Consider the following 13,373-nt stretch of genomic DNA (forward strand, 5'->3'; position numbering starts at 1 on the left):
CTTTCTATTCCTCCTGCGCCAGTGTGCTGACGACATCGAGCAGGATGTTGGCGCCTGCGACGAGATCGTCATGAGAGGTGAATTCCATCGGATTATGGCTGATGCCGCCCTTGCTCGGCACGAAGATCATGGCTGATGGCGCGATGCGGGCGATCATCTGGGCATCGTGGCCGGCGCCGGAGGTCATGCGCTTGCAGGGCAGGGCGCGCGCCCTGGCGGCTGCCTCGATCGTGGCGACGATCCTCTTGTCGAATTTGACCGGCTCGAAGCGCGCGAGCCGCTCCACCGAGATCGTGACGTGCTCTTCGGCCGACAGGCTTTCGAGGAAACGGGCCAGGGCTGCCTCTTCCTCTCGCAGCCGATCCTCATCCGGGTCGCGCAGGTCGACGGTGAAGATTGCCCGCGAGGGGATGACGTTGATGGCGTTCGGCTGGAACTCCAGGCAGCCGACGGTCGCGACCGTCGGTGTGTTCGATGCCATGGCGCGCTCGCGCAGGAAAGTGATGACGCGGGCGCTCGCATGGCCGGCATCGCGGCGCATCGTCATCGGCGTGGTGCCGGCATGGTTGGCGTCACCCTCGATCGTCACGCGCTGCCAGGAAATGCCCTGCAGGTTTTCCACCGCGCCAAGGGGGATGCCCTCGCGCTCCAGCACCGGACCCTGCTCGATATGGAGTTCGATATAGGCGTGGGGCTTCAGGAAACCCGGCTCTTTCTCACCGGCATAGCCGATGCGTTTCAGCTCGTCACCGAGCAGTGACCCGTCGGTTCCTGTTGTCGCAAGCGCCGTTTCTACATCAAGCCCGCCGGCATAGACGAGCGAGCCCATCATATCGGGCGCGTAACGCACGCCTTCCTCATTGGTGAAGGCGGCAAGCGCGATAGGGCGGGAGGGGATGAAGCCTGATGTCTTCAGCGTTTCGATGACTTCGAGGGCCGAGAGCACGCCATAACAGCCATCATAGATGCCGGCGTCGATGACTGTATCGATATGCGAACCGAGCAGCAGCGGCGGGCGATCCTCTGTGCCGGCGGGCGCCCAGATACCGAAGATGTTGCCGATCCGGTCGATGGCGAGTTCCAGTCCGGCAGCCTCGATCCAGGTGACGAGGCGATCGCGGCCGAGCTTGTCCGTGTCGGAGGCGGCAAGGCGCACCAGCCTGCCATCGGCATCGCGACCGATCGCGCCGAGTTCGGCAAGCCGGCCGAGGAGCCTCGATGGATCGATGGATGTGTTGCTCATGCTGCACCTCGCGACAGGACCGCGTCAGGCGAGCGTCCGACGATTTCCTGATATCGGCCGGGATCGGTGGCGCCTTCCGTGTTCACCGCGAAGATGCGCGAATCCGCGCCGAGCGAAAGGGCGGCTTTCGCCTCGGGATCGGCGAGCGCCTTCAGAAGACCGGCAAGGCCGACGCCGCCGCTTTCGCCCGAGACGATGGGGGGATCGCTGCCCAAGGGGTTGGCAAGCTGCCGCATGATGGAGATCGCATCCTCCTCATCGACGGTCATGAAGGCATCGGCGGTGCGCGACAGGATGCGCCAGGCGACGAGGGAGGGCTCGTAGCATTCCAGCATCGCCATGACGGTCGGTTCGCCATGGGCAATGGTGACCGGATAGCCGGCACGCGCGGTTTCGAACAGGCAGGCGGCACGGGCGGGATCGACGACGGTGAAGACTGGACGCTGCGCGCCCAGCACAATCGCCAGATGGCCTGCGACGGCAGCGGCGATGCCGCCGACGCCGGACTGGATGAAGACATGGGTGGGCGGCTGCGGCATCTGTTTCAGCGCCTCGCGCACCAGCGCCGTATAACCCTGCATGACGAGGCCGGGGATGCGCTCATAGCCGGGCCATGAGGTGTCGGACACGATGGTCCAGCCGCGTTCTTTCGCGACGCGGGTGGCTTCCTTCACGGAGTTGTCGTAGCTTCCCGCCACCCGGATCATCTCTGCCCCAAAGCGGGCAATCGCGGCGACGCGTTCGTCGCTTACACCGGCATGGACAAAAATCGACGCCCGCGCACCAACGAGGGATGCACCCTGGGCGACCGAGCGGCCATGATTGCCATCGGTGGCGCAGGCAAAGGTCATGGCTTCCGCGACTTTTCGCACGTCCGGAGAGTGCAGTTCGGCCATGTCGACCCTGCGTTCAAGCCTTGCCTCGGCGGCCTCCAGAACGAGGCGAATGACGGCATAGGCGCCGCCGAGCGCCTTGAAGCTGCCGAGCCCGAGGCGTTTTCCCTCATCCTTCACATGGATCGCAGCAACGCCTGACGCGGCTGCCAGCGCCGGCAGCGAGACCAGCGGTGTTTCGGCGTTGTCGTCGCGGTATCGCAGGTGGTCTTCTATGCCTGCGGCAGCGGCAATGCCGAGCGTATTGGCATCTGCCGTTTCGAGCTGATGTCGATAATCGCTTGTCGTGTTGAGGATGAACATGAAGGCCTCGCTGCTCTGTTATGGAAACATATTGCAGAGCGGGCGAAAATTGCGCTGATATTGAGAGCCGTTTTTGCAAGTTTGTTTCATGAGAGCCGCCCATGCCTGTCCCTTCGACATCCACGCTCGACGCCTTCGACCGCAAGATTCTTGAGATCCTCCAGCGCGACAATACCACGCCGCAAAGGACGATCGGCGAGGCCGTCAACCTGTCGGCGCCATCCGTGCAGCGGCGCATCAGGCGGATGACGGAGGAGGGCGTCATCAAGGCCAATATCGCGGTGATCGATCCGGCCGCCGTCGGCCAGGCGATCACCATCTTTGTCGAGGTCGAGGTCATTAGCGAAACGGCGGAGCAGATCGAGGCAGCCAAACGCGAATTCGCCGCCGCCCCGGAAATCCAGCAGTGTTACTACGTGACGGGGGAAGCCGACTTCGTGCTCGTCATCACCGTGCCCGCGATGGCCGATTACGAGGCGCTGACGCGGCGGCTATTCTTCGGCAACAACAATGTGAAGCGGTTTCGGACGTTCGTCGCCATGGACAGGATCAAGGTAGGTCTCAGTGTTCCTATCTGAGGAGGCTCCGGGCCAGTGGATCGCGCCTAGACCCGGAGATATTTCGCCGTCACACGGCAATTGCCGCCGCGCCTCGCGTGCGCCTCAGCAATTGGCGCAGTGACAGGGCGTGCAGGACGAGAGACGTGGGGACGGTGAAGGCCGGAATGATGGCGGTTGGGTAGGTGCCGGTCGTCAGATTGGGATGATCGAGGGCGAGCTGCTGCAGGGGGCCGGGCGTGGTAAGGGCGCCCATCGTGACCGCGACGACCAGATCGGCTATGCCGAAGAGGTTCCAGAACAGAGCCGCCCGGGTGCTGCCTGGCCGGCCACTTGCGAGCATTGCTGCTGTCGGTAAGGCCATCAGCCCGGTGATCACGTCACCCGTACCGGCAGGAAGGGCGAAAACGCCTGGCGTCGTCCCGGCCAGCCAGTTGGCGAGGAACACGCCGCCGATCACCCTGTAGGCCTGGAGGCCGATCAGCCAGTTGGCGGGCATAACATCGAGCAGCACGCCGATCCGGTCCGAGCACGACAAAAGCGTGATCACGATGGCCGTCGGCACGACGATCATCAGCGGCAGCAAAGGGATTGAGACTGCTCCCGGCAGGAGAAGGCCATCGGCGACAATAATCCAGGCTGCGCCGTGCCAGAGGGTGAGCGGAATGGCGATCGCCAGCCAGGTCCATGTCCGCTCAGATGCCGTGAGGGAGGTGCGCGACAATCCCGCCCAGGTTCCGCCGAGCACGATGAGGTGCACTGCGATGCGCGCGACGATGATGGACAGGTCCGAGCGTTGAAGCTCCGGTATTGCGACAAGGGCAGCGAACCAGAGGCCTGTTGCGACTGCGCTGCCGGCGAATGCAAGTGTCGGGCTGGTGAAGTTAGCGGTGGTGTTCGGCGCCAAGGTGAGATCCTCCCGTTTTGGCAAAACCGGTGATGCGTTGCAGCAATCGGCGCCCGATCCACATCGAGCTTCAGGCCTGCGCTGCATTCATTCGGAGGCGTGGCACGCTCCAAAGACATTGTAACTCTTATAATAAGAGTAACTGGTCGGGCAAGCGAATTATCCGCCCGGTTTGTCGCAGGGCGGTTGTTTGCCGGGCTTTCTTGAAACGGCCGTTCCGGCAAACTAATGTGGCTCTCATGATCAGAGGAGCCAGGCGATTTCACGGGCTTCGGAAAGGGTTCGATGCGTTCGAAGGGTTTCGATGGAATGGTATGCTCGATCGCCGGCGTCATGGCGGCGATCGGCGATCGGTGGGGTATGCTTATCTTGCGCGATCTTGTCTGTGGCCTCAGCCGCTATGAGGATTTTCGCCAATCGTCTGGCGTGACCAATGCGACGCTCAGTGACCGGCTGAAGCATCTGGAAGCCAATGGCCTCATCGAGCGGCGGCGCTATCAGGTGAACCCGGAAAGGTTCGAATATCTCCTGACCCAGAAGGGTTGGCAGATCGCGCCCATCATGCCGGTGCTCGCCCAGATCGGCGACAGCCTCGGCATGTCGGGTGCTTCTGGACCGCCCATGACCTTCGTCAATCGTAAAACAGGGGCGGAGATCCGCTGGGGGTTCATCGATCAGAAGACCGGCGAACCGGTGAGCCCGGTGGATCTCGACATCAAGGAAGGGGATGGCGCGGATGACGCAGTTCGCTGGCGATTGTCTCACGCCGGGGCGCGCCGTCAGGCGCTCGATGATATTCTTGCTGCCTCGGGCGAGGCAACGGATGTACAAAAATCGGATTCGTGAAGTCCATCAGCAAGCGGGAGGTGCCAATTCATGCTGATCATTTTCGGCGGTTTGCCGGGTTCGGGGAAGACGACGATTGCGCGTGCCCTGGCGAAGGAGCTTGGGGCCGTCCATCTGCGTATCGATACGATCGAACAGAATATCCGGGCCTCGGGCATGTTGAGCTCGGAGGTCGGCCCGGCAGGTTACATGGTCGGATACGGGATTGCCGAAGATAATCTCACGCTCGGCAACATTGTCGTCGCGGATTCCGTCAATCCCTTGAAAGTGACACGAGACGCCTGGCTGTCGGTCGCAGCGCGATCAGGTGTGCCGGCCGTTGAGATAGAGATCATCTGCTCGGACCGGAATGAACATCGCCGACGGGTGGAAACGCGGGCAAGCGATGTTCCGGGGTTGGTAAAGCCTCGCTGGGAAGAGGTGACTGCACACGACTATGAGGCTTGGGGGCAAAGCCCCGTCACCATCGACACTGCGAAGCAGGGTGTGGATGAGGCTGTTGTCGCGTTGCTATCGAAGCTTGAAACTGGCCGCTATCAGAAAACACGGGAGGTCTGATATTGGCCGCCTAGGGCTTTGTATCTGTGGGAATGATCGGAACGGTGCGAAGCCTCAGGTCAGTCGGGCATATTTTTCGAAGAGGTCGGAGAAGTTCGTCGCGATCCGATAGTAGTAACCGCTCTCGATGAAATAATCGATCGCTTCGTCAGCGGATTTTCCGGCGATGCCGCCGCTGCGCATGCCATGGAAAAGCTCGCCATCGGTGTACATGATCGCGCCTGTATGTTTGCCTTCGGTGAGTTCGACGAGGGTGCAGAAGTCGCCGCCGAGGCCGACGACATGTGCGAAGGGGGTGAAACCGTAGTCGTGGAAATCCATGTCCGGGGCGACTTCCTCGAGATCGAAATACGGATGCCCGTTGCCGATGCCAAACAGGGTGTTGATGTCCGAGAGAACGAAGGCATCGCGCTGCGCCTCTGCGGGCAGGGTGGCGATGGTGGTGTGGGGGATATGATAGTCAAGGCCGTTTTCCCGCATCAGGAAATCGCGATAGCCATCGGAAAGACTGACCTCGTGCTGCGTCTCGAATGCCGAGAGCCGCGCTTCATCCGCGCCGCCATAGCGGGCTGCGACGAGAGGAGACTTCGCAAATCTGGCGAGGGCGTCAGGGCGCCGGAACGGAATTGTGTTGTCGTTGCTCACGATGGGTTTCCTTGTTGCGAGTACGGCGCAGGCATTTAAGGCCGGGGCGGGACAGGTCAATGGCAGGCCGCTTCATTGACCTCTAATGGTATCGGGGCGCTAATGGACCGGTATCGTCACTGCTTGCAGGCAAGGAGGACGCGATGCTGCTCAAGGGGGAACGTACCTTCGTCGTGCGCGACATGGGAGGGTTTGTCGCGCATATCAACATGCCGGGATGGGTGAAGCCGAAGCCTGGAGATCATGGGCATGGGCCGCTGGCGATGGTGGTCGAATCCATCCTGCATCCGGGCCGGTTCATTGCCATGCACGAGCACTGCAATGACGAGATCATCTCCTGGGTGCCTGAAGGCGTGATGCGCCATGAAGACAGAGCCCGTGGCCGGCTGGTTTGCGACAGCGGGCATCTGATGGTGATGAATGCCGGGCGCGGCTTCTGGCACTCCGAGGAGACGCTGGCCTCCGATCCGCCGCTGCGCATGCTGCAGATCCTCGTGCGGCCCGATGCTGTCGATCTCGAACCCGGCATCCAGTATGGGGCAATGCCCGAAATCATGCCCAATCGCTGGCGGCACCTTGTCGGGCCGGAAGGGGGCGACGCGCCCTTTTTCGTGCGCAACCGGATCGATTTCTTCGATATCCGGCTGGAGGCAGGTGTGCGGGTGGACTTTCCGCATAAGCAGGGGTGCGACCTGTATTTCTATGTGTTTAGCGGCGCGGTTCTCGCCGGCGGGCAGGCGTTTGGCGAAGGCGAGCAAGGTCTGCTGCTGTCGGATGAGATGTTGACGGCAGAGGCGACGAACGCCTGCGTGATGGTGGCCTTCCTGCTCGATCCCCGGTCGCCTGTCACGAGAGAGGGGACAATAGCCGACAACAGGAAGATCCCGCCGCCTGTCGTGATCCGTCTCGTGAAACGGTGGCAGGGGTTGAAGCGGCTGTGGCGGCGGAAGTGAAGGATAGGGGCGGGCCTCAGCTCCAGTATTTCACCGCATAGACAACCGTCATGACTGAGCCGGTGAGGATGACGAACCAGCGGACGATGGTGGCCGGCAGCACGCGCACGAGGTAACCGCCGAGATAGCCGCCCACCAGGGCGCCTGACAGCATCGTCAACGTTTCGGGCCAGTGGACGGCGCGCTGGACGATGAAAATGATAACGGCTGCCATGCTGACCGAGGTGGCGAGCAGGTTTTTCAGCGCCTTGACGCGGCGGATGTCATTGGGATCGGCAATCGAGAGAACCGCCGTCAGGATGACGCCGAGGCCGGCGCCGAAGAAGCCGCCATAGATCGACGAGAGGCCCAGGACGGAAAGGCCGAGACCGCGCGAGGGCTCGGCATCGCCGCGCCTTGCCTCGGCCCAGGCGGCGATGCGGGGCGAGAAGAGGAAGAGCAGGGTGGCGATGCCGATCAGGGCTGGAACGGGGAGAACGAAAAGCCGCTCGGGCAAGGCGAGCAGCAGCAGCGCGCCGACGGCACCGCCGACGAGGCAGACGAGGACGGATGACCAGAGTTTGGCGTCCAACGGTAGGACCTTGCGGCGATCGGCGAGGACGGCGAGCAGATGGCCCGGCACGATCGCCACCGCATTCGAGGCATTGGCGGTGACGGGCGGCAGGCCGGCAGCGAGCATGGCGGGGAAGGTCAAGAGCGTGGCGCCGCCGGCGAGCGCATTGATCACGCCACCAGCTATGCCTGATACAAACAGCAATAAAACGATTGCTGGTGTCATTGGTTTGCTCCCCATCTCCCTAACGTGTCCCTGGATGCATCAGGGGACATTGCGAGGACAAGCCGCCGATGGCTTCGAGCCGTTCGCGTTGCGAAATATTCTGGGAGATGACGCCACGAATAACGCGCGGGCAAAGACCGGTCGCGGCTCACCCGTTTGGGCGACTTGCACAAGGCGGGCGCTCGCGTTGCCATGCGGAAGCGGGGGGCTTGGGTTCGGCATTCTCAATCTTGGGAGGGGAAAATGCATGGTTTTGAGCGACACCCTGCGGTGGCTTGCGGCTGCGGTGGCCATCCTGATGTTCCTGAGGATCAGGGGCGCCGCCGCTTCCTGTGCAGTGCATTGGGAGGTGTGGCGGCAGTAGCGGCCGGGGCTGTCACCTCGTCCGCGGGGCCGGCATCGGCACAGAGCATCTTGGCGCCCGATGAGGCGCTGAAGGCGATGATGGATGGAAACAGGCGCTTCATCGAGGGGCGTCTCCAATCCCTCAATGAAGACCTTTCGATCCTCAAGGCGAAGACGGCGGAAAAGCAGGAGCCTTTCGCGGCGGTCCTCTCCTGCGCCGATTCACGCGTGCCGGTGGAGTTTGTCGTCGACCAGAGCATCGGCCAGCTTTTCGTCGTGCGTGTCGCGGGAAATATCGCTACGCCCGAGATCATCGCCAGCCTCGAATATGGTGTTGCCGTTCTTGGCGTCCGGCTTCTTATGGTGCTCGGCCATACCAACTGCGGCGCGGTGAAGGCGACCATCGACGGCAAGGCCGTGCCCGGCCAGATCGGCGCCCTCTATGCGCCGATCTGGCCGGCGGTGAATGCCGCAGGCAACGACCTTGGGGCAGCCATCGATGCCAATGCCAGGATGCAGGCGACGCTGATCAGCCGAAGCTCGACCGTCATCGCAGGGGCTGCCAAGGAGGGCAAACTCAAGGTCGTGGCGGCGCGCTACGATATCGCCAGCGGCGTGGTTTCGCTGCTTGGTTAGTGGGTGCGCTTTCTTGCGGAATGAGATAGGTCTACGTCGATCAGAGCGGAGATCGTCATGTCCGGTGACACCCTTGCCCGTTCATTCGGCCGGCAAGCCTTTGGACTGAGCCCTGAAAACTATCAGTTGGCCCGGCCGCCTTATCCGCCGGTGGTGTGGGATGTGTTGCGGCAGCGGGCCGGATTGCGATCCGGTATTTCGATACTGGAGATCGGGGCGGGAACCGGGCTTGCCACGGAACATCTTCTTGAACAGGAGCCGCAGCGGCTTCTGGCTGTCGAGCCGGACAGGCGGCTTGCGGAGTTCCTGCGTGCGCGGCTGCATCGCCCCGAACTCGAGGTGATCGAGCAAGCCTTCGAAGAACTGGATGAGACGCCGCAATCCTACGACCTCGTCGTCAGCGCAACAGCATTTCATTGGCTCGATGCCGTTCCGGCGCTGCGGCGTATCCATGCGCTGCTGCACGATGGCGGCGCCGTCGCTCTGATCTGGAATGTCTTTGGCGACAGCATCAGGCCCGACCCCTTTCATAAGGCGAGTGCGCACCTCTTTGCCGGGCATCGCCCAAGCCCGTCTGGCGGAGGGACGACGCAAACACCATACGGGCTCGACAGCGAGGCCCGACTTAGGGATTTCGAGGAGGCCTCATTCCACTGCGATCCGCCTGTCATGTTCGAGTGGACGCTGACGCTCGATCCGCCCGCGGTGCGGCGGCTCTACGCGACCTATTCGAATGTCGTGGCATTGGCGGCGGAGAAGCGCGAGGCGTTGCTGGACGCGCTGGAGGATCTCGCACGGAGCGATTTTGGCGGCGTCGTCACCAGAAACATGACGACATCGGTTTTCATCGCGAGGCGGAACTAGAGCCGGAATAGAATGGTGGTGGTCTCAGGCTCGCCACGGCGCTACTTCTGATGGGCATTGCCGTCATCTCACGACGTTGTCGCATCTAAGCCCTTGGGTGGCACTTGACCCCCAAAGGTTGGTGACCGGTCTAGCGGATTCGTCCTTAAGAGCATGTGTCCTGCGTGTCTATTGGCCGGTAGCCTAGTGATGATTGCGTAGGGCGAAGGAGGCCGCACCGGGCGGCCGTGCGTCCAGTGACGCCAGGCAAACGAGTCTGGCGGTTTGATTGCGCGTAGTTGACAGTTGAGGGGTGGGTTTCAATGGCTTCAGTTCAATATCCCAATTCCGCACGCATCAGCGATACCTATCTCCGGCATCGCTCCGATGAGGATCACAATGCGTCGGAAAGCCATCTGCCGTCGCGCTACGTCGCCCAGGATACGGTCGACTGCCTGCATCACGACCGGATGTATGCGTCGCTCGATCCGCTCCTCAGGCATGCTGCAGGCACGAGCTGGATGACGGTCGGCGATGGCCGCTTCGGGACCGATGCCAATTTCCTGCGGCCCCACGTTCGATCGGTTCTTGCAACCAGCATATCCGCGTCGACGCTCGAGATTGCCAAGCGGCGAAGCTGGATCGACGCCTATTCCGAAGAGAATGCCGAAAAGATATCCTTCGATGACGAACAATTCGACTATGTGCTGTGCAAGGAAGCCTATCATCACTTCCCGCGGCCAGCCGTCGGCCTCTATGAGATGCTGCGCGTTTCCCGCTTAGGCGTCGTGCTTATCGAACCGTTGGACGGCCATTGGTCGCCGCTTGGAAGCCTCAAGAGAAGCATCAAACGCTTCCTGCGAGGCGAGCATCCCTACGACCAATTTGAACCCGTCGGCAATTTTGTCTTCCGCCTGTCGCGATCGGAAACATTCAAGATCATGACTGCTCTCGGATATTACGGGATTGCCTGGCGGTCCATGAACGGCTTCTGGTGGGGGCCGCTCAGCGGCGCGAGCAAATCGAAATTTTCCGCGCGGCTCGCGGGATACTGGTCAGGCGTTTATGCGCAGGATATGGCTTGCAGCTTGCGGCTGCTGTCGCCGGGGCTTGTGACCATGATCTGCCTGAAGAAGCCGCCTGCTCCGGAGCTTCTTCGCGACCTGAAGAAGCAGGGCTTCCGGATCGAGGTGTCGCCAAAAAATCCCTACACTTGATCATCCGGTGATCTGTCCTGTCTGGGCAGTGTGGACACGGAAGCAAACGCCTTACTCGGTGCCAAGCACGCGCCCCATGAGCGCGCGCAGGCATTCGCGTCAGATCAGATCGCCGGCCCCGGCCGGATGCGGCTTCCATCGGTGAAGCGTGAGAGCCGGAACCGGTTGAGATCGTGGCCGGGCGCGTTCCCCTGGATCAGGTCTGAGACCACGCGGCCGATGCCGGGACCGATGCCGAAGCCGTGGCCGCTCATGCCGGTTGCGACGAAGAGCCCGGTGATGGCCTGCACGCGGTCGACAATGGGAACGATGTCGGGCATGGCGTCGATCATGCCGGCCCAGGTCGTCCTCAGGCGGACGGTTTCGAATTGCGGGAAGAGGCGCTGAAAATTGCGGCTGATTGCATCGAGGCTGGATTGTTCGGGGGCGGGGTTCAGCACGCGCATCCGTTCGAACGGGCTCTCGGTATCCGCTGTCCAGTTGCGCGGGGTCGACCAGCTGTCCGGGTAACCTTCGGGGGCTGCCGCCGAATAGCGGGTGCCGAAGGGGTGGGCCATGAGCGCCGGCATATATTTCGTGGCGTGGCGGAAGGCGTCGGGGCCGAGATAGAGGCGGTGGCTTGCCGGCGCCAGCGTGTAGCCGCCATCCTGCCTGCGGCGGAAGGCGACGTCCGCTCCGCCTGCGGCACCTGCGTGGATTTCGGCCAAGGGCTCGGTTGCGGCCACGGTTGCCCGGACAGCAAGCTGCGGGATGGAGACGCCGTGTTTTCTGAGGAAGAGCGACGACCAGGCGCCGCCTGCGACGAGCACCGTCGAGGTCTCGATGCGGCCGGCCTCGCTCCACACACCGCTTACCTTGCCGGCGGAGATATCAAGGGTTCGCGCCGCGCAGTTTTCGATGATCGTGACACCCAGACGGGCGGCGAGCCGGGCAAGGGCAGGGACGGCGAGCCATGGCTCGGCGCGCAGGTCCGATGGCGTCGTCATCGAACCGGCAAATTTGCGGGAGATGCCCTTGAAGAGGGCGGCCGTCTGCCCGCTGTCGAGCAGGCGGGTGTCGAGGTCGTAGGCGCTCGCGAGCTTCATGAAGGTTTCGAAGCTGGCCATCTGCTTGTCGGAGTTTGCGAGATAGGTGACGCCGGTCTCGGTGAGGCCGATATCCTCGCCGCATTCTGCCGCGAGCTCCTTCCACAGGCGGCAGGCTTCGATGACGATGGGCAGCTCGTCGGCATCGCGGCCCTGCTTGCGGATCCAGCCCCAGTTGCGCGAGGACTGTTCGGCGGCGATGCGTCCCTTCTCGATGAGCGTTACGGAGATCCTGCGCCTCGCCAGAAACAGCGCCGTCGTGACACCGATGACGCCGCCGCCGATGATCACGACGTCGGAGGTTTTCGGAAGCGCGCCATGATGCTGGATGGGATCGGCGACGGAGAAGGGGAAGGCTGGCAAGCTATGCGTCCTGACGGGATGATCGATAGGTACGAGTGCTAGAGGCTCCGGGGCGGCAATTCAAGCTGATGTCATCGCGGTTCTGGGCTTGCCCTTGGCCGATCAAGGAGAAATTCGTTACCGACATTGCTGCCATGCCGCGACGGCAGGTTGCACAGCCGGCGGGGGAAGTGCTAGGCGAGTTTGCCGGGAAGCTTGGCCTCAGGGGGGCCCGGCTGCTTTGAGCTGCAAACCACGGTTGGACGATGACGACCCGCATTTATGTGATTAATCTCGACCGGTCCACGGATCGGTGGAATGCATTGTCCGATCGGGCCAAGGCCCTGCAGTTCGACCTTATTCGCATTGCCGGCGTCGATGGGCGGGAGATTGCCGCAGATCAGCGGACGGCCTGTGATGAGCGCGCCTTTCAGCGCAACAATGGCCGGACCATCCTGCCGGGCGAATATGGCTGCTACCGGAGCCATCTGAAGGTGCTCGCGGCTTTCTTGGAAACGGGCGAGGCCGCCTGCATCATCGTCGAGGACGATGTCATTTTGTCTGCCGACCTCATTGCGCGCGCCGAAGCGGCACTTGCGGCGGTGCCCGGTGCCGATGTGATCAAGCTCTTCAATCACCGTATCGTCGGCTTCAGGCCTGTCGCCACCTCGGCTATCGGCGATGAGATCGGGCGGGTAACGCATGGTCCGCAGGGGTCGGCAGCCTGCTATGCGGTGACGCGGATGGGTGCCCTGAAGCTTCTCAAGACGGTCGGCGTCATGCGGTTTCCCTGGGATATCGAACTGGAGCGCGGCTGGGCATCCCGAGCGCGGGTCTACACGACCCGCCAAAACGTGACTGTCGTACAAGAGGGCGGCTCGAATATCGGGACGCGATCCGTCTACAGGGCCACCAAATTTCCCTGGTGGAGGCGATTGCCGACCTATGCGATCCGCATCGCTGAGACGGTTCGCAGAATCAACTATGCATTGAAAAAATAAGGCGCCGGGACGGAAAGCCCGGTTTTCAGGGCGGCTTTGCTGTTGCCCGCAAAGTCCGTCTCAAGACTTTTTTTGGCACTTTGGCAGGCTGTTTTATCGGTGTCACAGTCGTGCATAATAGTGCCGCATTTTTTCAAGAGCTAGTTCAGCAAGTTACCCCAAAAATGGTCATTCTGTGGCGTAAAAGCTTACGATTCTGTATGCTTACACAGTCTTGTTTG

General features: G+C 62.1%; 14 protein-coding genes. 8 read left to right on the forward strand and 6 right to left on the reverse strand.

Features of this window, described 5'->3' with window-relative positions:
- Positions 1-4 precede the first annotated feature (4 nt).
- Both ACR9ZQ_RS11015 and ACR9ZQ_RS11020 read right to left on the reverse strand, forming a co-directional pair.
- Positions 5-1,243: an allantoate amidohydrolase gene (locus tag ACR9ZQ_RS11015; protein WP_481427785.1), complete on the reverse strand. Its 1,239-nt coding sequence runs from the start codon at positions 1,241-1,243 to the stop codon at positions 5-7.
- Positions 1,240-2,439, reverse strand: a complete 1,200-nt coding sequence (locus ACR9ZQ_RS11020; protein WP_481427786.1) for a diaminopropionate ammonia-lyase — start codon at positions 2,437-2,439, stop codon at positions 1,240-1,242. The genes ACR9ZQ_RS11015 and ACR9ZQ_RS11020 overlap by 4 nt, the downstream gene beginning before the upstream one ends.
- Positions 2,440-2,540: 101 nt before the next feature.
- Between ACR9ZQ_RS11020 and ACR9ZQ_RS11025 the strand changes: the two genes are divergently transcribed.
- A complete protein-coding gene (locus tag ACR9ZQ_RS11025; RefSeq protein ID WP_310387265.1) occupies positions 2,541-3,017 on the forward strand; it encodes an Lrp/AsnC family transcriptional regulator in 477 nt (158 codons plus the stop codon).
- 49 nt (positions 3,018-3,066) lie between these two features.
- Here the strand turns inward: ACR9ZQ_RS11025 and ACR9ZQ_RS11030 are convergent, their stop codons facing one another.
- Positions 3,067-3,903 carry a hypothetical protein gene (locus ACR9ZQ_RS11030; protein ID WP_481427787.1) on the reverse strand — a complete coding sequence of 279 codons (837 nt, stop codon included), beginning with the start codon at positions 3,901-3,903 and terminating at the stop codon, positions 3,067-3,069.
- 285 nt (positions 3,904-4,188) lie between these two features.
- On the opposite strand from ACR9ZQ_RS11030, the gene ACR9ZQ_RS11035 reads away from it, so the two are divergent.
- Positions 4,189-4,749 (forward strand): winged helix-turn-helix transcriptional regulator, encoded by a 561-nt coding sequence (locus tag ACR9ZQ_RS11035; protein ID WP_310387261.1) that lies wholly within the window; start codon positions 4,189-4,191, stop codon positions 4,747-4,749.
- A 30-nt stretch (positions 4,750-4,779) separates the two neighbouring features.
- Complete coding sequence (locus ACR9ZQ_RS11040; RefSeq protein ID WP_310387259.1) at positions 4,780-5,307, forward strand: P-loop nucleotide/nucleoside kinase family protein; 528 nt, start codon at positions 4,780-4,782, stop codon at positions 5,305-5,307.
- Positions 5,308-5,361: 54 nt separating this feature from the next.
- Here the strand turns inward: ACR9ZQ_RS11040 and ACR9ZQ_RS11045 are convergent, their stop codons facing one another.
- Entirely contained in the window at positions 5,362-5,952 is a 591-nt protein-coding gene (locus tag ACR9ZQ_RS11045) for an SMI1/KNR4 family protein (RefSeq protein WP_310387258.1), read from the reverse strand.
- Between the two features lie 143 nt (positions 5,953-6,095).
- Here ACR9ZQ_RS11045 and ACR9ZQ_RS11050 point away from each other — a divergent pair, with 143 nt between their 5' ends.
- Positions 6,096-6,905 carry a pirin family protein gene (locus tag ACR9ZQ_RS11050; protein WP_310387257.1) on the forward strand — a complete coding sequence of 270 codons (810 nt, stop codon included), beginning with the start codon at positions 6,096-6,098 and terminating at the stop codon, positions 6,903-6,905.
- Between the two features lie 16 nt (positions 6,906-6,921).
- On the opposite strand, the gene ACR9ZQ_RS11055 is transcribed toward ACR9ZQ_RS11050, so the two are convergent.
- Complete coding sequence (locus ACR9ZQ_RS11055) at positions 6,922-7,683, reverse strand: sulfite exporter TauE/SafE family protein (RefSeq protein ID WP_310387255.1); 762 nt, start codon at positions 7,681-7,683, stop codon at positions 6,922-6,924.
- 243 nt (positions 7,684-7,926) lie between these two features.
- On the opposite strand from ACR9ZQ_RS11055, the gene ACR9ZQ_RS11060 reads away from it, so the two are divergent.
- From ACR9ZQ_RS11060 to ACR9ZQ_RS11070, 3 genes are all read left to right on the forward strand, one after another.
- Positions 7,927-8,664, forward strand: coding sequence for a carbonic anhydrase (locus ACR9ZQ_RS11060; RefSeq protein WP_310387253.1), 738 nt, complete (start codon positions 7,927-7,929; stop codon positions 8,662-8,664).
- Positions 8,665-8,721: 57 nt separating this feature from the next.
- A complete protein-coding gene (locus ACR9ZQ_RS11065; protein ID WP_310387251.1) occupies positions 8,722-9,528 on the forward strand; it encodes a class I SAM-dependent methyltransferase in 807 nt (268 codons plus the stop codon).
- Positions 9,529-9,830: 302 nt separating this feature from the next.
- Positions 9,831-10,724, forward strand: a complete 894-nt coding sequence (locus ACR9ZQ_RS11070) for a class I SAM-dependent methyltransferase (protein WP_310387249.1) — start codon at positions 9,831-9,833, stop codon at positions 10,722-10,724.
- A 104-nt stretch (positions 10,725-10,828) separates the two neighbouring features.
- Here the strand turns inward: ACR9ZQ_RS11070 and ACR9ZQ_RS11075 are convergent, their stop codons facing one another.
- Positions 10,829-12,172, reverse strand: a complete 1,344-nt coding sequence (locus ACR9ZQ_RS11075; protein ID WP_310387247.1) for an NAD(P)/FAD-dependent oxidoreductase — start codon at positions 12,170-12,172, stop codon at positions 10,829-10,831.
- 245 nt (positions 12,173-12,417) lie between these two features.
- Here ACR9ZQ_RS11075 and ACR9ZQ_RS11080 point away from each other — a divergent pair, with 245 nt between their 5' ends.
- Entirely contained in the window at positions 12,418-13,152 is a 735-nt protein-coding gene (locus tag ACR9ZQ_RS11080; protein ID WP_310387245.1) for a glycosyltransferase family 25 protein, read from the forward strand.
- Positions 13,153-13,373: the final 221 nt, after the last annotated feature.

The sequence above is a fragment of the Rhizobium sp. KNZ14-9A genome (assembly GCF_056755015.1).

Coding starts and splice junctions, on each gene's coding strand:
- ACR9ZQ_RS11015 (WP_481427785.1), bottom strand. CDS start 1,243: ATGAGCAACACATCCATCGATCCATCGAGGCTCCTCGGCCGGCTTGCC.
- ACR9ZQ_RS11020 (WP_481427786.1), bottom strand. CDS start 2,439: ATGTTCATCCTCAACACGACAAGCGATTATCGACATCAGCTCGAAACG.
- ACR9ZQ_RS11025 (WP_310387265.1), top strand. CDS start 2,541: ATGCCTGTCCCTTCGACATCCACGCTCGACGCCTTCGACCGCAAGATT.
- ACR9ZQ_RS11035 (WP_310387261.1), top strand. CDS start 4,189: ATGCGTTCGAAGGGTTTCGATGGAATGGTATGCTCGATCGCCGGCGTC.
- ACR9ZQ_RS11040 (WP_310387259.1), top strand. CDS start 4,780: ATGCTGATCATTTTCGGCGGTTTGCCGGGTTCGGGGAAGACGACGATT.
- ACR9ZQ_RS11050 (WP_310387257.1), top strand. CDS start 6,096: ATGCTGCTCAAGGGGGAACGTACCTTCGTCGTGCGCGACATGGGAGGG.
- ACR9ZQ_RS11055 (WP_310387255.1), bottom strand. CDS start 7,683: ATGACACCAGCAATCGTTTTATTGCTGTTTGTATCAGGCATAGCTGGT.
- ACR9ZQ_RS11060 (WP_310387253.1), top strand. CDS start 7,927: ATGCATGGTTTTGAGCGACACCCTGCGGTGGCTTGCGGCTGCGGTGGC.
- ACR9ZQ_RS11065 (WP_310387251.1), top strand. CDS start 8,722: ATGTCCGGTGACACCCTTGCCCGTTCATTCGGCCGGCAAGCCTTTGGA.
- ACR9ZQ_RS11070 (WP_310387249.1), top strand. CDS start 9,831: ATGGCTTCAGTTCAATATCCCAATTCCGCACGCATCAGCGATACCTAT.
- ACR9ZQ_RS11080 (WP_310387245.1), top strand. CDS start 12,418: ATGACGACCCGCATTTATGTGATTAATCTCGACCGGTCCACGGATCGG.